Here is a 19,756-nt window from a genome sequence, read left to right as displayed (position 1 = left end):
TAGGTGAGAGCGCTCGGTATTGCTGTGGCTCACGCAGCGAGTTGTAAAGCTGCATCGAGTGCCTTCTGTTTAATTACTGCGCCTTGTCCAAACCATGCCGAGTCCATTCGATACTCAGAGCTCCTGGCGCGTCTTTCATGATCCACGTATTCAGTCACAGCGTTCAGCAAGCCCCATGCTGTTCCGCGAGCGGACTCCATTTCAGATCCTCGGCCTTTACCTTCATACAGGCTCTGTACCTTCTCCATAGCTCGTTTGTTGGGCAGTACATTGGGAATGGGGTCATGCGCGCTCGTGTCGCACAGCACCTCCATGAAGAAGCTCATGGCCTCAGTCCACTGAACCTTGCGTTCCGCGAGGGCGCGCATCCGATACATGAATTCGTCCCACTGCGAGACGGCGATGCCTAGTTGTTTTTTTACTGCCTGCGAATCAAAGTGCGTGCTGTGTGGAACCTTAATTGCGCGGGTGGCTCCGCTTAGGGATATGGTCAGTGTGTTATTGCAGACCACGCGAACGGTGGTGGGAGTTGCAGTGGTGGCTAGTGTGCCGTCACAGGACGTTGCCAGTAGCAGATAGCCGTTTACCACGTCATTACCTTTAATTGCAGTCGACTGTCCGGTCCTCGCCAGTGCCCAGAGTTTTCGACCTCCCTTCAGGACGCCGGCGGTTTCCAATTCGTAACCGGAGCGCTCGGTCAGATCGCGGTAAAACTCCAGCACTTCACACGGCTGGACCACCTGGTAGCGTTGTGAGACGACTGACAAGGCCTCCTTGCTGTCCGAACGGTAAAGCACTTTCTGTTCGGGGAACGAATGGATGGTGCCGAGATGGCCGACAGTATCCGCCATGAACCGTACCGGCGATTCCTGGATCTGCCAGTTCATGCCGGCTTCTTGTTGCCAGACTTCCAGCGGTTGATTGGGCGAGAGTTGATTGCCCAGGCCATGCCAAGGCGTAGCGCCAACGTAAGCCATTTGTTCGATGAGGTGTGCCATGGGGAGCTTCCTTTTCATAGGCGCACGGCGAAGCCGCTGAGTACTCAGCAGGAATCAATTGGCGTGCGGGGAGTTGATAGAGAGGGGGGGCGATGGATCAGATGGAGAGCAGCAGTGGCGTCAAGCGGGAGACGAGCAGTTCAAGCGGAATGACGGCAGCTAAACGACAGTTCGCAGTCGAGACAAGCGTAATTGTCTAAAACCCGCTCGTCGATGACTTCGCCGAGTTTGGCGCCCGCGATACAGCCGGTCGCCGCTCCGGCTAATCCGCCGAGAATGGCTCCGGCCATACCGCCAGCAATGGCACCGGCGGGGCCAGCCACGAGACCGATGACTGCGCCAACCTCGGCGCCAGCCATGGCGCCTGTGACTCCTTGGGCGGCGCCCCCGACGGTGCCGATAAGGGCGCCGACTTTCCTGGCTAAATCCTTGGTGATGACAGCGGTGGAGTGACAGCGTGGGCATTGAGTGGTCATGTACAGGGTGCCTGTCGAGAGAGTCGGGATGAAGTCATTGCACGGGCATAGAGCCCATCAAGCAGGTCGCCTAAGCGACCTGCTTGATGGGCTGAACTGTCGTGACTGGGACTGGATGGTCAATGCGGATTGGTGCAGGTTCGTGATGTATGACTGCGACTTTTTTGATTCGAATGCGCCTGGTTAAGAGAAGCAGAGGCTCGATACCTACCCACTAGCTCCATAGTGCGCGCTTTAGTATCCTCGGACACCTAGCGCCAGAGGCGACGTGCCTAGGCTTCATGTCGATCTACTAGGGATTGCAATGAACGAATTGGACTCGATCAATGGTGCGGAGGTACCCGGTTGGCCATCGATCTACGTGATAGGGTCGTACGACAGCCGCATTACGTTCTACTCACAGCAAGTCCGAGGCTTCAACCTAGCAGGTGCTCTGGTTGCTAATGGCATACTGCGGGACAAGAGGAGGTTTGCTGTAATTGGGGCAGGGGCCGCGGGATTATCAGTTGCCGCAGGCCTGTCAATCCTGAAACCAGATTGTCATGTCGACGTGTTCGAGCGCGAGGAGCATGCCCTACATTTGCAGCGAGGTTGCTCACAGCGCAACCTTCATCCCCATATTTACGAATGGCCTCGGCAAGGTGCTCGTGACGAGAGTGCTGGCTTACCATTCCTCAACTGGAGCGCAGGTACAGCAGACTCAGTCGCTGGCGAGGTTATGCGTCAGTTCGGAACCCTTCAAGCGCATCGCCCTAATGCGCTACTCATCAAGTTGCTTCGCGAAGTCACCGCCATCGAACGCGCCGGTGTGGCCGCCTATCGCGTCCGGCACCAGCCTGCGCGAGGCGGTGATCCCTCGGCTACGAACTATGACGCTGTGTTCATTGCAATTGGTTTTGGGAGAGAGCGCCCGCTTGGTAATGCGCCTTGGAACTCATACTGGTCTGACCGGGGTGTCCCTGGCGCACCGCGATATGCCGATCATGAAACAACCATACTTATCTCCGGGGCCGGGGATGGAGGGCTAATCGATCTTTGCGCTGCTGCGCTTCAAGATTTTGATCACACGGCCTTAATTGATCTGGTGACAACGTGGCCAGGAATTGAAGAGATCTCTGAGGCATTATTGCAAATTGATCTTGAAGCAGAGCAGTTCGGAAGGGGCTTCGACTTCCTCGCGGCGTACGGTCGATTTGTAGGCCCTCGGTTACGCGATGATGGTCTGATTGACGAAATCGCAGGTCGTCTCCGTAATCGGGTAAATATTATCTTTAATACTCAGCGGGATGAGTTGTTGGCGCAACCAACTTCAGCGCTCAACCGTCTATTGGTATATCTGCTATTCGCCGCTGCGCGTGATGCCGGCCTACCGGTTAGGCACCTACCAGGTGCGATTTCAGCGGACATTGCACGTCAGGGCTTCTATTCTGTTTCTGGAACAGAGATCAGGGCCGATGAGTTGTTTATACGGCATGGTGCGGCCAAGTTAGAGGCTTTTAGGCCCTTCGAGGATATTCGCGCCGCATATGAAGCGAATCATGTGAACTGGTTAGCTGCTGATTCAAAGCGTCACTCCCCACCTCACCTATTCCCTAGCGCGGCTCAAGAGCTCGACCATGGTCTTGCTGCCGCTAACTTTCCGGTCTCGCGTCATCTGCTTGCTGCTGCGGTGCAACAACAGCCTCAACGGGTGCGGATCGGTCTCGCCGACATACCACCTTCGATTGTTTGGTCCGGCGGCATTAGCCCGATTGATTTGTTGGGCTGGTGGGGAAACGCCGATCGTGCATTAAACCTCGAGTGTGGGGCCAAGCCGACCGATCTTGGGAGCTTAGCCGGTGCAGTCGCCAGGCTTGTTATTCACGCCCGGCAGGTTCGTATGGAGACTGACGAACGCTGCTGGAACGAATGGTTAACATCGCTGACGCAAAGATCACCACATGCTCATTCGTTACCGTCTCCGATCATAGGGGCAGCAGTTGCTGCGCACATGCAGTCAGTCATCATCAATGCTGATGTGGTCGCGGCCGAACTACATGCAGGTATGGACATTTGGACGCTTGATCAAGTCGATGAACATCTGATGACTTACCTCACGACAGGCAGCGAGGCAGCGAACTGGGTAACGTGGAGGATTGAGCCTATTTTACGATCCGAAATGGCTCGGAGGTGGACTGCTTGGCGGATTCGCCTGCGAGCCGATTTGGCCTTGCTTGGCAGGCTACTCCGCTTGGCTGCATGCACGATGGAGGACGACGGCGACAACACCGATCGACAGGTTTTGGTGGGCCCGCTAAGAATGGCGAACATCATTCGAACAATTACTCTCGCACTTGCCACTGCTGAGGCTTGGCCCAACTCATCTCCCCGGAGTGTGGCGCCAGGTAACTTCGACAACCGTGCTGAGGATGGTACAGAAATATCCACCATATATGCCTCTGGTGCAGACCTAATCGAAGGTCGGAGCATCACATTAATGGCTAGTCTTCATGCCTGGCAGACATCCTTTGTCCTGCTTTCAGAGCTGAATGCTCCAGCAAGTTTTGAGCAAGCCGGCCAACTATCCTTGTCAGATGCTGGACTGGGAGACATGAGGATGGACGCACCACCTACTCCATGCAATGTGATCCTTGGTGTCGATGCCAGTTTTCAGAGAGCATTGGGCATCGGCAGGCAAGCGGTCGTTGCCCATATTGCCGCCACTGAAACTCGGTTGCGCCAACAGTGGCAAGCCCAGATTGATACAGGGGAATTGCAAGCATGAGCGAGCTGTTGAGCGACTTTGTGTCGCGTGTAATTTCCGCTGCAGGAGCATTAGATCTTGAGGCAGTGGTTCGAAATGAGTTGGCGTCGGCGGATTTTCGCGGTGGTACTGGCGAGGATGTGCTGAGGGGCTCGCATCTACCTGTCGATATCGCCACCGTAACCATAGGCCGTTTTCCGATCTTGTTTGGTCGTCTGCCTATTTCGCCCGATGTTGCGTTGGTTCGTGATGGTGTCCGTCGATATCGTAATCAGGGTGTGGTTGCTCGCTCCCACTTGCCCCCAGGGCAGGTTCTGGACCTACAGCTTTGGCTCGTGGGGCCGGACGGCAGTGAGGATGATCCAGAATGGCGAGCGCTCGCCTTGGCGATTGAGCGCGATGACCGTGTTGCTAGAAAGCTTGTGTGGTTGCCGCCCGAGAGCTTAGACGAGCGTAATGAGGCATTCGCTGGTTTTATAGCTCGTACGTTTTTGGCTCGCCCTTGGGAAGCTTTACCACCGCAGCCTGCGGCTCCATTAGACCGATTGAGCGCGCTTATTGACGTCGCGGCTGAGCTTGGAATCGAGCAGTCCGTGGTTGATCGTTGGTTTGAACTGGCTGACTCTGATTTGGCAGATGGAGCTGAACTTATGGATGCACTCGTAGACGCTTGGTCGGAGGTATTACCGTGAGCCTCTATCTTCAACGTATCCAACTTCGCAACTTCCGCACATTTGGGAGTTTCGATCTTGAGCTTGCAGGCGTTCCCGGCCTCGTCATTATCACCGGGCCGAACGGGTTAGGAAAAAGCTCCTTCTTCGACGCGATTGAGTGGGGGTTGACGTCAGAGGTAAAGCACTTCGAACGGTATCTCAGTAGAGGTAACACCGAGGCTGATTATCTGACAAGAGAGGGGGCGGAACAGTTCTCGCACGCTGTCAGTCTGAGTTTCTCCGATGGTCATCAGGTCGAGCGTGAAGGTAATCCCAATGGACCTAGTGGAACTTCAGATCCAGACTTGAAAAGTCTCCTCGTCAGTCCTGGTTGGGGACAGCAGGTGGATAATCTTTCCACCTACTTGGCACTCACTCATTTCTTGGGGCAAGGGTCACAACAGCGATTCATGTCGAGAGAGGCTCCCGAGCAGTGGAACGCCCTTCGTGTTCCTTCCGGAGTCGAGCGGCTAGAGCACATACGCAAGCGACTGCGCGGCCGATCAGCAACGCTAGCCCTGAAACGAAAGGCCGAAACCGCTGCGCTGGAGTTGAGCCGGCATGAGGACCGTCTCGCCCAGTGGGATGCGCTAATTGAGCGATTACGGCGTCAGGAGGGGAAGGCTGAAGCGGCCGGTGCTATTCCTCGGGGTGAAATCATCCGTGAGGTTCAGGATCTTAATCGACGCCTGTCGCTTGTGACAGATGGAGCGATAGCTCATCCCGCAGTCGATCTGGAGCAGTACCTTACGGAGCTTCGGATTCGGATTGTCGACGCGAATAAGGCCATAGAAGTCGCGGAAAGCCGACTCATGCAGCTGGTTCGCATTCCTGAGCAGCATACCAATTTGTCGAGTCGGCAGTCCGCTGCGAGCGCTTCGCTCGTAGCACTACGTGCTGCAAAGATTGAGAGCGAGGAAGCGCTTACGGCGCGGGAGGCCTCGGTCGAGATCCTGGATAGAAATTGGCGCGAGATCTCCAAGCGAGGCCAGCGCCTGAGAGAGCGTATGGCGACTCTTATAGGCGCTCAGACCGACCTGAACGAGGCTTCTGAAGCTACCCAACGGCAGATTACGCTTGTTGAAAAAAATTCGGAAATTGAAGCCTCGATTGCTGAGCTTCGTCTGGAGTGCTCAAAGGCTGACGATGAAATTGCGGCGTTGCAGAGCGCGCGTGCCGCTGTTGCTATTGCCGAGGAGCGCCATTCTGCAGCGCAGGCACTGGTCATAGAGTCGGCCAAGCTGTCTGTATTAGAAGGCCGGCTTTTGGATGCGTTGCTGCAACAGGACCGTGCGGTTAACGATGAGCCTGAACTTTCTGAGTCAGAGTATGAAGAGTTGGAAGTGGTTGCCAGATCTCTCGTAGATAGTAGGCGCCTCGAGCTTGAAGAGCGTCGTGAGCGTGCCGGGATTATTTCAAGTGCACTGGCGACAATTTCTGCGCATCTTGGAGACCATGACACCAATTGTCCTCTATGCAAATCGCATTTCCCTGTCGGCGAACTCAAAAAACTTGCCGAGTTTTCCGCTAAGGAAGCGGACGAGGGGCTCCCAGTCGCGCAAGCACGACTTGATGAGGCGCAGGTAGCGTTGGAGTTTGCTCAGAATCAAAGAGCGGCAGCCGTCAGAGCCGTGGCCGAAATAGATGATGCGACACACGAAGTTGATGATGCGCAAACTGCTCTAGATACACTCCGCAACGAACTGTTCGCGCGCCTGGAACTTATGGACTCGGCGAGCGATATCGCCGCGGTGGCAACTGACCGGCTGGGTGAGCGGGAAGCTATGCTCGACGCTGCGCGAAGGGCACTTGCCTCGATGGAAGTAGGGGCGGTAGAGATGCAGCACAAGCGAAACCAGTGCCATGAGCGGCTGCAAGAGTTTGAGGCGGATGTTGCTGAACTGCGCAATGAAATCGCGCGTGCGATCTCAGACCTGGCGGGATCCGAGCGGCGCTTCCAAGTAAGGGGAGGGGAAGAGGGGCTTAGCCCTGAAAGCGTTCCCGCAATGCTAGCCAAGGTTCAGGCAGACATCGATGAGGTCGATGCTGCGCAGAAAACTGCACATGGCTTACATGCTGTCGAGCTCCAAGTGTTGTCCGCATCGAAAGTAGAAGATATGCGACTGAGCGGGGCCTTGGCCGAGCAGGAACAGGCTTGGGCCGAATTTGAGAAGCAGATTACAGAATTGACCAATATGTGGTCGTCGCATGGGTTAATGCCGCCACCAGCTCAAGCAGTTTTCGAGCGCAAGCTGGCAGAGCTCGGCAGTCGGCGATTTGACCTCAACGCAATCGAGTCAGAGCGGCAGCGATTGGTCGCGGCACTAGAGGCCACTACTGGTCGGGAAGAGTTAGATAATTTGCGCGGGATGGTAGCGACACAGATCGGGACTGGGTCGGTCGAGACGAATCGTACTGCCATTGTGGCTGCGGTTACGGCCGCCCGGTCTCAGGCCGCCCGAATTCAAGCAGCACATGAGGCGATCCGCCGTCTTGCTGAACGACTGCAAGATGAGGCTGACTCCTTTTCGGATCAGTTCCTGCGCCCGCTAAACGAATTAATCGGCGCCTTCAACGATGCTCTTCTCACCAGTCCCGGGACATCAGTGTTCTTTAATGCGGACTATTTCGCCGACCGAACCGAGTTTAGCGCCCGTATCCGTCGTCGCGCGCAGGATGGCGGCGCTCCCGAAGTCCGGAATCTTAATCCCCAACTCATCTTGAGCGAGGGGCAGTTAGCTGCCAACGGTTTCAGCATACTGTGTAGTGCTAGTGTCTCTTATCCGTGGTCGAGGTGGCGTGCGCTCCTTCTGGATGATCCCTTGCAACACAACGATGTGATCCACTCCGCTGCATTCACGGACGTGATGCGCAACCTCGTTGAGTTGGAGGGCTACCAAGTCCTAATGTCGAGTCACGATCGTGCTGAAACCGAATTTGTTGAAAGAAAATTTAGTGCTGCTGGGTTGCCTTGCACAGTGGTACAGCTAATTTCTGCCGCGCCAGGAGGTGTCTCGTATGAGGTTCGAAACAACACTGCAGCGTCGGAAATCCTTCAGAGCTACAGGATGCGACAAGCAGTCCAGCATAATGACAACTCAGCGGATCACAGGCTCTTCCGTAATTGAAAAGGAAAGCCGTACCAGGTAACACGGAGCATGGAGAGGAAGGTATATCGGGGCGGTAGCGGCCGAAGCGTTGGGTTATTGAGCTGCCGCTTGGTTAGAAACGCCTCGGCTCTGCGCGTAGTCGGCTCAGGTTGCTCAGTCCAGGCATGCGTATTTTTTCATGCCCTTAGCGTCTAGAGCTTTGAACGACGCCACATAAAGTCTCCATCAGATAATCCTTCAAAGGACTGAGTTGTTTGCCATGGTTGTGAAGAAAGTAGTTTGCTTTAGATGCGTCATAGAGCCGTACCTGGAGAGGCGCATCAAACGCAGCGGGGTCTCCGCTCCTTGCAGCTTGTGTGGCGTAACGCGCAAATGCATCCCGTTAGCCCAGGTGACAGCCCAGGTGGAGGCTGTCCTAGGCAAATACATTTGTGAGGGGGAGCATCATCGTTACTGGAGCGGTAACGAGCTACGTCACGGTCAGCAGGGAGACTACGTAGAGTATTGGGTCAGCGAAATATTTGGCTGCGACAATATCGAACCCATTGTCCAGGTAGTCTGTGATGATTTCGATGGTCAATCCTATAGTCGGGATACGTCCTATATCCGGATGCCTTTTTTACCGTATGCCGTGGAAAGGCAGTGGCATGAATTCGGGGATGGTGTAAGGCACGGCAATCGCTACTTCAACGACAGCGCAAAGAAATTTTTAGGCTGGCTCTTCGAAGGTCTAGACAGCTATTCCTGCTCATCGCGCGATGACTCGGTGGTGCGGATACTCACTCCAGAGGACGCACCGCCAATCTATCGGGCCCGCTCGTGTACGACGTCTGATGCTGTCGAGTCGATCAGTCGGGATCCTGCCTCCAATCTTGCGGCCCCGCCCAAAGAAAAATCTGGCGAAGGACGGATGAACCCCGCTGGCGTTCCTGCATTTTACGGCGCATTCGAGCGCGAAACATGTGTGGCTGAGCTGCGTCCCCCGGTAGGTGGTACCGTCATCAGCGGCGAGTTTCGACTGACGCGTGAAGTGCGGTTGCTGGACTTCGGGCGCTTTGAGAAAGCTGATCTGGGGCAGCGGCCCAGTTTTTTCGATCCTCAATATTTCGAAAAATCGGGTCGTCAGGAGTTTCTGCGAGATCTACATAACGAAATCACCGTGCCTGTTCTCCCAGGTTTCGAGAAGAACTACCTGATTACCCAGGTCGTAGCAGAGTACCTTGCCACCCAGTACGACCCTCGATTTGACGGAGTCATCTTCAAGTCTGTGCAGAATGAAGGAGGTCACAACATTGTCTTGTTCTCTCATGTGGCATGCGCTGCTACCTCCACAATCGTAATCAAAAAGGATCGCGGTTTTGTCCTTGGGCCGAAGTCCTCAAGCGTGCCCGGGATAGAGTACGTACCTGATAGCCTAAGTAGGCACGCTGTAAAAGGAGTCAAGTTTGATATGGAGGAAGAGCCGCTTGCACAGCGAGATTCATCTCCTTTACAGATACGCTCGTGTGCTTGGGAATGATCAGTGAGTGGATCCTATCTCTGTCCGGCTTGTTGGACGAAAATCGGTAACCGTCCGGGCAACACACCTACCTGACCCCAGGCATAAGGGCAATGGTGTCCACTTAAAACTCAGGTGGACAACTTCGCCTCAAGCAACGGCGTCAGGAAGGTGTGTTGCCCGGACGGATACTCTGCGTCCCTGAATGGCTGAAACTGACAAGCTTCCAGTGGCGGCTTGTTGGATGTGTTCACTCCACCAGACCATCATGGGGCGTCTTCTCTCAATGTAATTCGCGCGATTGTAGGCGCTACGTACCTCGTCTTTGTCCACGTGCGCAAGAGCGACTTCAATCAGCTCCGAATCCCACCCTTTTTCGTTCAGGATGGTACTGGCCATGGAGCGCATTCCATGGCTCACCAATCGACCTTCAAAGCCCATGCGTTTCAGGGCCATATTTGCCGTCTGGCTGTTGCAGTGGGTTCGCGGGTCTCGATCAGCAGGGAACACATAATCTCGGTGACCGCTATAGGGTTTGATCGTCTCAAGCAAAGCAAGTGCGTGTTCGGTCAGCGGTATTACGTGAGCGCGTCGCTTCTTCATGCGCTCCGCTGGGATCGTCCAGATTTTCTTGTCGAGGTCGATGTCAGCCCAGGACGTCGTTGCGGCTTCCGCAGGGCGGGTCATGGTGTGAAGTTGCCATTCGATCAGGCAGCGCGTTGTTCTTTTTATGCTCGCATTGGCGATGGCCACCATCAGTTCTGGCAGTTCTTCAGGACGGAGGGCTGCCATGTTCTGCTTTTTCGGCTTTTTGAAAACGGCCCGGATGCCGCTGAGCGGATTGGCAAAGATCATTCCCGAGTTCACGCCGTAGGTCATGATCTCGTTCAGTCGTTGGGTCAGTCGCTTCACTGTCTCCAGGCTGCCTTTGGTTTCCAAAGGGCGCAGCAGCTCGATGACTATCGGGGCATTGATCTGCGAGATAGGTGTTGTTCCCAGCGATGGAAAGACATGCAGTGTGAGCGAGCGCCAGATGTCCTCGGCATAAGCTTGAGTCACAGAATCCGTTTTCAGTTCAAACCAGGCAGACGCCACGTTCTCGAATGTGTGCTCGGTTGCCTGCCTTTTTGTCTGCTCCAGCGCGCTACGTTGTTCCTTCGGGTCGATGCCCTGGGCGAGAAGTTCTCTAGCTTCGACCGTTTTCTTCCTCGCTTGTGCGAGAGAGAGCTCTGGATAGGTGCCGAGTCCCATGTTGATACGGTTCTTGGTCACCGGATGTCGGTAGTTGAAATTCCACAGCGTAGAGCCATTGATTCTCACTCGTAATTGCAATCCATCCCCATCGCTGAGAACGTAATCTTTGTCTTTTGGCTTTACAGCCTTGAGTTGGCGATCAGAGAGGCGGGTGGCTTGGGCACACATGGGGTATTCCACGACATCATTCGGTATTCCAAAAATTACCACTGTAGGGCTTGGAATACCATGTGGAATACCGAATGGCGTGGATTCTGCAGGACGTCCGTGGACGCTAATGGTGCTTAAGGCCTTGTATTTACTGGATTTTAGGCACAAAAAAAGACGTCCGTGGACGTCTTTAGATGTATGTTTGGTGGAGCCGGGGGGATTTGAACCCCCGTCCGCCAGTACTCCGCTGTCGGTACTACATGCTTAGCCGTTTCTATTAAGTTAACCCTCAGCGACCCGAAGGGCAGGGTGCTTTGGGCGAGTTGTGTAAGTTTTAGCCGATTCGTCCACAACGTACTGCACGGCGATCCTGTTCTATATGACAATCACTTCAGGTTTACAGGCATCCCCTAGTGATTGCTGGACCCGAAGGTACCAGGAGGATGGCTAAGGCAGCTTACGCTGCGAGAGCTTGACCCTCGTAGGTTTCGTCATTGGCAACTATAAGTAGTTGCAACAGTGGATTTACGAGTTCTGTTACCAACTCGGCATGCACCTAGAGTTTCGCAACCGGCGTCGAATCCTAAACGGCCCCGATGCCTGCTGTGTATAACCAGCAAGCTAGCGGAGTCTACGCCTTTCTGACGCAGAAGGCCAACCCAAAGGGGTTACTCACCACCTTTGTTGTTGTTGGCAATGTCCTGGAGCACCTGGGTGGTCAGTGAAACGCAGGCCTGAGTGCCTTCTTTGGTGCCTTTGGACTGTTCTTCCTTGGCCTGGGCGACGGTGCTGTCGATGTTGTCTTGTAAGTCGGAGCTGATTTCGCCAGAGCTGGCTACGGCGTCGTTGATCTTTTGCAGGTTGATCTGGCAAAGGTCGTCTGCCGCAAACACCGGGGAGGCCAACATCACTGCGGATATAAACAGACCAGCAAGAGCGGTACGCTTCATGGGGAAAACTCCTTGTGCACAGGGTAGGCCCGGTGTTTCCAGGCTCGGTTTTATGCCCCAAACATTGGGGCCTTAAGCCAATTGACTATAGCCACGCTCGGGAGTTCTGCCTGGGTTAGGCCATTAATTTCTGGTTTTTTTTGTGCCCGAAAGTAGAGCGAATATTTGATTTTGTGGGAGCGGGCTTGCTCGCGATGGCATCGACGCGGTGTATGGGTCACACCGCAGCGATCCTGTCGCGAGCAAGCCCGCTCCCACATTTTCAGGCCTGGGCGCTGGTGACGCGGTCTACCAGATACACCAGGCCGTGATAATCAATCCCGCCATGCTGGCTCAAGCCAATCTCACAGGTTCGGCTGGTGGAGATCCCTTCGCTGCAATATTGCACCGCGTCTTTCAAAGTGCGCAGTGAGTGGGCGTTCAGCTCCGGGGTGGTAAAGCCTTTGTCACCGGCAAAGCCGCAGCAATGGATACCCTCGGGGATCACCACGTCGGTGCTGCACAGCCGCGCAATATCGATCAGGGCCTGGCTTTCGCCCAGGTGCTGGGTGCTGCAGGTGACATGCACGGCAATCGGTGCGGTTTGCGGGGTAAAGGTCAACTTGTCCACAAGGTGGGTGCGGATAAAGCGTACCGGGTCGTACAGGTCGAGGCGACTTTCCCCCAGGTCCTGCACCAGGCGCAGGGTGCAGGGGCTGGTGTCGCAGTAGATCGGGTCAAGCCCGCCACGGCTGGCCTGCAGCAGTGCGCCGATCAGTTCCTGGCGCTTGTGTTCGGCCTGTTCGTTGTAACCTTTCGACGCAAACGGCTGGCCGCAGCACAGGCTGTCCATATTGTCGGGGAACACCACCTGGTAACCGGCTTTTTCCAGCAGGCCGCGGGTTTTGTCCAGCAACGACATTTGTTCTTTGTCTCCTGCCGCCGGGCCCATGACCCGCGACACGCAAGCCGCCAGGTACACCACCCGCGGGCGGGCATCCTTGACCGGCGGGGTAAAACGAATCGCCCGTTCCGGCTGGGGCATGGCGTTGGTCCACAAGGGCACGCGGCCTTTGCTGGCCTTGCTCAGGGCCGATGAAAGTTTTGCCAGTCGCGGCGCCCCCAGCAGCATGCGCGCACCATTGGCCACGTGCAGGGTAAAACGTGCCCCCTGCAGTGCTGTGGTGAAGTGACTGGCCAGCCAGTCAGCCGTTTTCACACTGTCAGCGCTGCGTGCCCGGAGTTTTTTCACCAGTTCGCCGGTATTGATGCCCACCGGGCAGCGTTGCGCGCATAAACCGGTGGCTGCGCAGGTATCAATGCCTTGATAGGCGTAGGCTTTTTCCAGCTCTGTGGTGTCGATGCCAGCGCGTTTCCTGGCCTGGATATCGCGCCAGATCACAATCCGCTGGCGTGGACTCAGGGTCAGTCCCTTGGAGGGGCACACCGGTTCGCAAAAACCGCACTCGATGCACTTATCCACAATCTCGTCCGCCGCCGGCATCGGCTTGAGGTGTTTGAGGTGGATATGCGGGTCTTCGCTGAGCACCACGTCGGGGTTGAGAATGCCCTGCGGGTCGAGCAAACGCTTGAGCGTCCACATCAACTGGTAGGCGTCGCTGCCCCATTCCAGCTCGACAAAGGGCGCCATATTGCGCCCGGTGCCGTGTTCTGCCTTGAGCGAACCGCCAAACTCCACGGCCACCAGTTGCGCGACGTCATCCATAAAGGCCTGGTAGCGCGCCACTTCCTCGGGGTTGTTGAAACCCTGGGTAAAGACGAAGTGCAGGTTGCCCTCCAGCGCATGGCCAAACAGGATCGCTTCGTCGTAGTGGTGCTTGTCGAACAGCTCGATCAGGCGGTTGACGCCGATGGCCAGTTGTTCAACGGGGAAGGTCACGTCTTCGATGATCACCGTGGTGCCGGTTTTGCGCACCGCCCCGACGGCCGGGAAGGTGTCTTTGCGGATCGCCCACAGCTTGGCGTTTTCTTTAGGGTCTTCGGTAAAGTCGACCTGTTTTTCAACTGGGAAGTCGACCAGCGAGGCCATGATTTGCGCCAGTTGTTCGTGCAGCAAGGTCTGGGATGCTGCGCGGGACTCGATCAATAGCGCGCAGGCATTGGCCGACAATTGTTGTACGAAAGCCGGCATGCCGGGTTTGTCCTGCACCGAACGCAGGCTGCGACGGTCGAGCAGTTCCACGGCAGACACGGGCTGGCTTTTAAGCACGGTGACGGCGTTGCAGCAGGTCTCGACATCCGGGAACACGATCAGCGCCGAAGCCTTGTTCGGGTGGTCGATCACGGTGTCGTAGGTCACCGCGCTGATAAAGCCCAGGGTACCTTCGCTGCCCACCAGCAGGTGGCTGAGGATATCCAGCGGGTCGTCGAAATCCACCAGGGCATTAAGGGACAGGCCTGTGGTGTTTTTCAGACGGTATTTGTGGCGGATTTTTGCAGCCAGTTCAGCGTTGGCGCGGGTTTCGCGAGCCAACGTCCCCAACTGCTCGAGCAATGGCCCGTGGCTTTGGCGAAAGGCGGCGATGTTGGCGGCATCTTCGGTGTCGACCCGGGTACCGTCGGCCAGCACTACGCGCAGGCCCGCCAGGGTGTGGTAGGTGTTTTGTGCGGTGCCGCAACACATGCCGCTGGCATTATTGGCGACGATGCCGCCAATTTTGCAGGCGTTGATCGATGCCGGGTCTGGGCCGATCTTGCGTCCGAACGGGGCCAGCCAGGCGTTGGCCTGGGCGCCGATCACTCCCGGTTGCAGGCGGATTTGCCTGCCCTGGCCGCGGATTTCCTTGCCGTTCCAGTTGTCGCCGAGCACGATCAGCACCGAGTCGCTGATGGCCTGGCCAGAGAGGCTGGTGCCCGCTGCGCGAAAGGTCACCGATACCTGATCGCGACGGGCCAGGCGCAGCAGCTCCACCACTTCATCTTCGGACTCGACGCGAATCACCAGCTTGGGGATCAGTCGGTAAAAGCTCGCATCGGTGCCGAACGCCAGGGTCGACAGCGCATCGGTAAAACGGCGGTCCTGGGGGATCAGTCGCTCGGCATCACGCACAAAGGCGGCGGGCAGGCTCATGCATCCTCCAGAATCAGCACGATCAGGTCTTTGGGACCGTGGGCGCCGTAGGCCAGCACTTGCTCGATATCAGCGGTTTTCGACGGGCCGGACACCAGTAACGCATTGGTCGGCATGCCGGCGGTCCAGTTCATTTCACGCTGCACCTGATAAAAGTTGTCGCGGATTTCGCTGGCCTTAAGCAGGGCAAAATGCACCGGCGGCACCAGGCTCATCAGCCGTGGTTCTTCCGGGGTTGGCCACATGATCAGGCTGCCGGTGGCAGCAATTGCCCCCAGGGTGGTGGTGAGGCTGGCCGGTGTATCGTTGAACAGTTCGGCTTTCCACGCTTCTACCGGCCGGTCGTAGGCTTTAAGTGCTGGCAACCCGGGGTTTTGTGCCCAGTGTTCGCTGACCTTTTGCCCGTGCGCTGTAGTCGGTGCGATCAGCAGGCTTGGCAACTGACGGTCGGTGACCAATTGCGCGAGCAATGCAGGCCAGCCTTGCTCGGTACTGAGGTGGATTTCAGTGTGGACCGCTTCCATCAGCTTGCGCAGTTGCGGGATACGTTGCTCCGGGGTGTAGGTCCAGGGCTCTGTGACCAGCACTTCGTCAAAATTGTCAGGCACCGGTGTGGTGCCCGTCAGGCTTTTACGCAGTTTATTGAGGATGTTTTGCTTGGCGCTCATCGTGTTTCTCCCGACTTTTTCGCCAGATGCTCGCGGGCCATATCGTGCAGCGAACGGGCGGCGGGTTTGGGCGCGCTGTGGTTTTGCGTCCACGGGCCTACCTTTCTCGGCGTCAGGGCGCGCAGACGGGTAGCGGCTTTCAGGAAGGTGCGGTAAAGCGCGGGTGAGCTGTTGAGCTTGGCCCACATATTCCAGATCAGGCGCTCTTTACGCGAATACTTGCTGCCCTGACCACGCATGATGCGCGGTACGGTATCGGGGGCTTTGACGTTTTCTTCACGCAGGCGCCGCAGCAGGGCCGGGATCGGGATTTTTACCGGGCACACTTCGCCACAGGCACCGCACAGCGATGAGGCGCTCGGGTGATCCGGGACTTTGTTCAAGCCCACCATATGTGGCGTGATGATTGCGCCAATCGGGCCGGGATACACCTCACCGTAGGCATGACCGCCAATGCGGGTGTAAACCGGGCAGTGGTTCATGCAGGCACCGCAGCGAATGCAGTTCAGTGTCTGGCGCAATTCGCTGTCGGCAAACGCCTGGCTGCGACCGTTATCGAGCAGCACCAGGTGCACTTCTTCAGGGCCGTCCAGCTCGCCGGGTTTGCGTGGGCCGGAAATCATATTGACGTAGGTGGTGATGGGCTGGCCAAGGGCCGAGCGGGTCAGCAGGGACACCAGCGGTACAACGTCGCGCAGGTTCTCGACCACTTTTTCGATGCCGGTAACGGCAATATGCACAGGCGGCACCGTGGTCGACATACGCCCGTTGCCTTCGTTTTCCACCAGCAGCAGGGTGCCGGTTTCAGCAACGGCAAAGTTGACGCCAGACACGCCGATGTCCGCTTCAAAGAATTTCTGGCGCAGTACGCGGCGGCCGATCTGGATCAGTTGATCCACGTCTTTGGTGTATTCCACGCCGAGTTTTTCGTGAAACAGGTCGGCCACTTGCCCGGCGTTCTTATGGATCGCGGGCATGATGATGTGGGAGGGCTTTTCGTTGTCGAGTTGAACAATATATTCGCCCATGTCGGACTCAAGGCATTCAATGCCCTGGGCGCCGAGTACGTGGTTCATCTCCATCTCTTCGCTGACCATCGACTTGCCTTTGATCACCTGTTTGGCGGCGCGCCGGCGGGCGATGGACATGACGATTTGATTGGCTTCGTCGACGGTTTCAGCCCAATGAACCTGCACGCCATTACGGGTCAGGTTGGCTTCCAGTCGTTCCAGCAGGTCAGGCAACTTGGACAGGGCGCGGGCGCGGATGGCGTTGCCCAGAGCGCGCAAGTACTCGCGCTCATGGGCGTCGCTGAAGGCAACAGCGCGCTTGGTCATCAGAGAATCCATTGCACTGCGGAAGTTGTTTCGCAGTTGCTTGTCACCCAGGGCTTCGTGGGCGCGCTCGCGGAAGTCTTCTTCGACCGCGACGGTAGGGATCAGGGTGCTGGCGCTCATTGGCCACCTCCGGTGCGCTGCCACAGGAAACTGGCCAGATGCTGGCCGCGCAGTGATTCCTTCTGTTTTTCCAGCGAGCCGTTGATGTTCATCAGGCAGCCGCAATCGGCGGTGAGCACTTGATGGGCGCCGGTATCAATCAGGGAGCGGGTTTTGTCAGCGACCATGGCGCCGGAAATATCCGGCATGCGTACGCTGAAGGTCCCGCCAAAACCGCAGCATTCACTTTCGTGGCTGTGGTCGATGCGCTCCACATTGCCCAGTTGCGCGAGCATTTCGCGGCCGTGCAGGTGGGTGTTCATTTCGCGGCGGGCCGAGCAGGAGGTGTGCAGTGCGACCTTGACCGGGGCGCCGTGGTCCTTGAAGCGGACCTTGCACACAAATAGCAAAAATTCGGTGAGTTCAAAGGTGCGTTCAGCCAGGGCGTGAACCTTTTTCAGGGTGTCGGGCTCATCCTTGAACAGGTCTTCATAGTGTTCGCGCAGCATGCCGGCGCAGGAGCCGGAAGGCACGACTACCGGGTAGTCTTCGGCGAACAGGGCCAGTTGCGCACGGGCCACTTCCCGGGCCTGCTCGGTGTAACCCGAGGTGTAGGCCGGTTGACCACAGCAGCTCTGGCCTTGGGGATAATCGACGTCGATACCTTCGCGCTCGATCAGGTGGATGGCGTCCATCCCGGCTTCGGGGAAGAACAGATCGACCACGCAGGTGCCGAACAGGTAGACCTTGCGCGGTTTTTGCGCGGGGTATTGGCGGGGTACAGGCAAGGGCGGGGCGACACGGGTCGCATTCGGCACGGCGTTGTAAAAAAGCTCGCTCATCAGGCGTCTCCGGGTGGTCCCGGTTATGTGTCCACCGAGGTGGACCGGGTCGTGAATTACTGACGCCGGGGCTGTGCCCCGGCGACATTAACGTGCAGTAACCATAGCGCTTATCAGTGAACCAGCATGCCGGTGAACCAGTAGGCCTGGGCCAGGGTGATCAGGCCGACGATGGTGGCGAAAAACAGACTGTGCTTGAGGGTGAAGCGGAACAGGTCCGATTCTTTGCCCACCAGGCCGGTCGCCGCACAGGCGACAGCGATCGATTGCGGGGAAATCATCTTGCCGGTCACGCCGCCACTGGTATTGGCAGCCACCATCAGGGTGTCGCTCACGCCGATCTGGTGCGCGGTGGTGGCCTGCAACGAGCTGAACAGGGCGTTGGACGAGGTGTCTGAACCGGTCAGGAACACGCCCAGCCAGCCGAGGAACGGCGAGAAGAACGGGAACGCGGCGCCAGTACCTGCCAGTACCAGGGCCATGGTCGAGGACATGCCCGAGTAGTTGGTGACGAAGGCGAAGGCCAGCACCATACCGATGGAAAGAATCGGCCAGCGAAGTTCGTAGAAGGTTTCTTTTAAAGTGGTCAGACCAGTCTTGATGTCGATCTTCAGTATCAGCATCGAGATCAGTGCCGAGAAGAAAATCGCCGTGCCGGTTGCCGAAATCGGATCAAGTTTGAACACGGCGGCAATCGCGGTTGGCGCGTTGACGATAGGGGCGGTCTTGATCACCAGTTGGTCAAGGTGCGGGATCGCGAAGTTGAACACCCAGCCGTACATCGAGCCACCGGCAGAGAACATCTCCTTGAACGGTTTGAGGGTCCAGATGGTGACCAGCACGGTAAGGATCAGGAACGGTGACCAGGCTTTCAGAATCTGCATCAGGCTGTAAGGCGAAGCCATCAGGTTGGTCGGTTTACCGAAACCACCTGCGCTCGCGGTAACAATTACGTCAGAGCTAACGCCAGCAATTCGTGCACCTGCGGTACGTTTTGGCTGCCAGACTTTCAGAAACAGGGTCAGGCTGACCAGGCTGGCCAGGGCCGAGGTGATGTCCGGCAGTTCCGGGCCAATGTAGTTGGAGGTGTAGTACTGGGTGATGGCGAAGCTCAAACCGGCCACCAGGGCTGCGGGCCAGGTTTCACGCACGCCGCGCAGGCCGTCCATCATGAATACCAGCCAGAACGGCACGAACAGCGACAGCAGTGGTAGCTGGCGACCGGCCATGGCGCCGATCTTGAACGCGTCGATTCCGGTGACCTGACCCGCCACGATGATCGGGATGCCCAGGGCGCCAAACGCGACCGGGGCCGTGTTGGCGATCAGGCACAGGCCAGCGGCGTACAGCGGGTTAAAACCCAGGCCTACAAGCAGTGCTGCTGTAATCGCTACCGGCGCACCGAAACCGGCTGCACCCTCAAGGAAAGCACCGAAGCAGAAGCCGATCAGCAGTACTTGCAGGCGCTGGTCGTCGGTGATCGACAGCACGGAGCTGCGGATGATTTCGAACTGGCCGCTTTTGACGGTCAGTTTGTAGAGGAACACCGCGGCAACGATGATCCAGGCAATTGGCCACAGGCCATAGGCAAATCCGTAGCCCGCTGCTGCGAAGGCCATATCGACAGGCATCTGGAAGGCAAAGATGGCCACCAGAATCGACAGGGCAAGGGTGATGCTGCCGGCGACGTGACCTTTGAGACGGAACACGGCCAAGGCGAGGAAGAAGAATACGATCGGGACGACGGCCGCGAGAGCGGACAGGCCGAGGCTGCCGAGCGGGCTGTAGAGCTGTTGCCAGGTTTGCATATGGGGTGGCCCCTAATTGTTATTGGTCGATGCTGCAGAC

Annotated in this window: 13 protein-coding genes and 1 other RNA gene; 4 read left to right on the top strand and 10 right to left on the bottom strand. The window is 57.0% G+C overall.

All coding sequences use genetic code 11. From position 1 onward, the window contains the following. Positions 1-29 precede the first annotated feature (29 nt). Together V6L81_RS23160 and V6L81_RS23155 are read right to left on the bottom strand one after the other, a co-directional pair. On the bottom strand, positions 30-998 hold the full coding sequence (locus tag V6L81_RS23160; protein ID WP_338660359.1) for a DUF932 domain-containing protein: 969 nt from the start codon (positions 996-998) through the stop codon (positions 30-32). A 140-nt stretch (positions 999-1,138) separates the two neighbouring features. Then, on the bottom strand, positions 1,139-1,474 hold the full coding sequence (locus tag V6L81_RS23155; protein WP_338660358.1) for a hypothetical protein: 336 nt from the start codon (positions 1,472-1,474) through the stop codon (positions 1,139-1,141). Between the two features lie 304 nt (positions 1,475-1,778). Here V6L81_RS23155 and V6L81_RS23150 point away from each other — a divergent pair, with 304 nt between their 5' ends. From V6L81_RS23150 to V6L81_RS23135, 4 genes are all read left to right on the top strand, one after another. Continuing rightward, on the top strand, positions 1,779-4,238 hold the full coding sequence (locus tag V6L81_RS23150; RefSeq protein ID WP_338660357.1) for an ABC-three component system protein: 2,460 nt from the start codon (positions 1,779-1,781) through the stop codon (positions 4,236-4,238). Then, on the top strand, positions 4,235-4,909 hold the full coding sequence (locus tag V6L81_RS23145) for an ABC-three component system middle component 1 (protein ID WP_338660356.1): 675 nt from the start codon (positions 4,235-4,237) through the stop codon (positions 4,907-4,909). The genes V6L81_RS23150 and V6L81_RS23145 overlap by 4 nt, the downstream gene beginning before the upstream one ends. After that, positions 4,906-8,058: an AAA family ATPase gene (locus tag V6L81_RS23140; protein WP_338660355.1), complete on the top strand. Its 3,153-nt coding sequence runs from the start codon at positions 4,906-4,908 to the stop codon at positions 8,056-8,058. The genes V6L81_RS23145 and V6L81_RS23140 overlap by 4 nt, the downstream gene beginning before the upstream one ends. Before the next feature lie 241 nt (positions 8,059-8,299). Further along, complete coding sequence (locus V6L81_RS23135; RefSeq protein ID WP_338660354.1) at positions 8,300-9,559, top strand: RES family NAD+ phosphorylase; 1,260 nt, start codon at positions 8,300-8,302, stop codon at positions 9,557-9,559. Positions 9,560-9,688: 129 nt separating this feature from the next. Here the strand turns inward: V6L81_RS23135 and V6L81_RS23130 are convergent, their stop codons facing one another. The 8 genes from V6L81_RS23130 to V6L81_RS23095 form a co-directional block, all read right to left on the bottom strand. Next, a complete protein-coding gene (locus V6L81_RS23130) occupies positions 9,689-10,960 on the bottom strand; it encodes an integrase domain-containing protein (protein WP_338660353.1) in 1,272 nt (423 codons plus the stop codon). Between the two features lie 185 nt (positions 10,961-11,145). Then, positions 11,146-11,537, bottom strand: a transfer-messenger RNA (tmRNA) gene (ssrA, locus tag V6L81_RS23125). Between the two features lie 73 nt (positions 11,538-11,610). Beyond that, on the bottom strand, positions 11,611-11,892 hold the full coding sequence (locus V6L81_RS23120) for a hypothetical protein (RefSeq protein WP_095002535.1): 282 nt from the start codon (positions 11,890-11,892) through the stop codon (positions 11,611-11,613). Positions 11,893-12,154: 262 nt separating this feature from the next. Then, a complete protein-coding gene (locus V6L81_RS23115; protein ID WP_337859146.1) occupies positions 12,155-14,962 on the bottom strand; it encodes an FAD-binding and (Fe-S)-binding domain-containing protein in 2,808 nt (935 codons plus the stop codon). Then, positions 14,959-15,630: an LUD domain-containing protein gene (locus V6L81_RS23110; protein WP_095002537.1), complete on the bottom strand. Its 672-nt coding sequence runs from the start codon at positions 15,628-15,630 to the stop codon at positions 14,959-14,961. Before V6L81_RS23110 ends, V6L81_RS23115 begins: the two co-directional genes overlap by 4 nt. After that, positions 15,627-17,087, bottom strand: a complete 1,461-nt coding sequence (locus V6L81_RS23105; RefSeq protein WP_338660352.1) for a LutB/LldF family L-lactate oxidation iron-sulfur protein — start codon at positions 17,085-17,087, stop codon at positions 15,627-15,629. Before V6L81_RS23105 ends, V6L81_RS23110 begins: the two co-directional genes overlap by 4 nt. Further along, on the bottom strand, positions 17,084-17,908 hold the full coding sequence (locus V6L81_RS23100) for a (Fe-S)-binding protein (RefSeq protein WP_095020678.1): 825 nt from the start codon (positions 17,906-17,908) through the stop codon (positions 17,084-17,086). Before V6L81_RS23100 ends, V6L81_RS23105 begins: the two co-directional genes overlap by 4 nt. A 113-nt stretch (positions 17,909-18,021) precedes the next feature. Further along, the gene (locus V6L81_RS23095; RefSeq protein ID WP_338660351.1) at positions 18,022-19,716 is read right to left on the bottom strand and encodes a lactate permease LctP family transporter; all 1,695 of its coding nucleotides are present in this window, start codon (positions 19,714-19,716) and stop codon (positions 18,022-18,024) included. Positions 19,717-19,756: the final 40 nt, after the last annotated feature.

The sequence above is a fragment of the Pseudomonas bubulae genome, assembly GCF_037023725.1.
Lineage (GTDB): Bacteria > Pseudomonadota > Gammaproteobacteria > Pseudomonadales > Pseudomonadaceae > Aquipseudomonas > Aquipseudomonas bubulae.
Note: the sequence above shows the minus strand (reverse complement) of the source record. Positions and strands in the feature narration are given on the sequence as shown.

Coding starts and splice junctions, on each gene's coding strand:
- V6L81_RS23135 (WP_338660354.1), top strand. CDS start 8,300: ATGGTTGTGAAGAAAGTAGTTTGCTTTAGATGCGTCATAGAGCCGTAC.
- V6L81_RS23120 (WP_095002535.1), bottom strand. CDS start 11,892: ATGAAGCGTACCGCTCTTGCTGGTCTGTTTATATCCGCAGTGATGTTG.
- V6L81_RS23150 (WP_338660357.1), top strand. CDS start 1,779: ATGAACGAATTGGACTCGATCAATGGTGCGGAGGTACCCGGTTGGCCA.
- V6L81_RS23160 (WP_338660359.1), bottom strand. CDS start 998: ATGGCACACCTCATCGAACAAATGGCTTACGTTGGCGCTACGCCTTGG.
- V6L81_RS23145 (WP_338660356.1), top strand. CDS start 4,235: ATGAGCGAGCTGTTGAGCGACTTTGTGTCGCGTGTAATTTCCGCTGCA.
- V6L81_RS23105 (WP_338660352.1), bottom strand. CDS start 17,087: ATGAGCGCCAGCACCCTGATCCCTACCGTCGCGGTCGAAGAAGACTTC.
- V6L81_RS23115 (WP_337859146.1), bottom strand. CDS start 14,962: ATGAGCCTGCCCGCCGCCTTTGTGCGTGATGCCGAGCGACTGATCCCC.
- V6L81_RS23130 (WP_338660353.1), bottom strand. CDS start 10,960: ATGTGTGCCCAAGCCACCCGCCTCTCTGATCGCCAACTCAAGGCTGTA.
- V6L81_RS23155 (WP_338660358.1), bottom strand. CDS start 1,474: ATGACCACTCAATGCCCACGCTGTCACTCCACCGCTGTCATCACCAAG.
- V6L81_RS23095 (WP_338660351.1), bottom strand. CDS start 19,716: ATGCAAACCTGGCAACAGCTCTACAGCCCGCTCGGCAGCCTCGGCCTG.
- V6L81_RS23100 (WP_095020678.1), bottom strand. CDS start 17,908: ATGAGCGAGCTTTTTTACAACGCCGTGCCGAATGCGACCCGTGTCGCC.
- V6L81_RS23110 (WP_095002537.1), bottom strand. CDS start 15,630: ATGAGCGCCAAGCAAAACATCCTCAATAAACTGCGTAAAAGCCTGACG.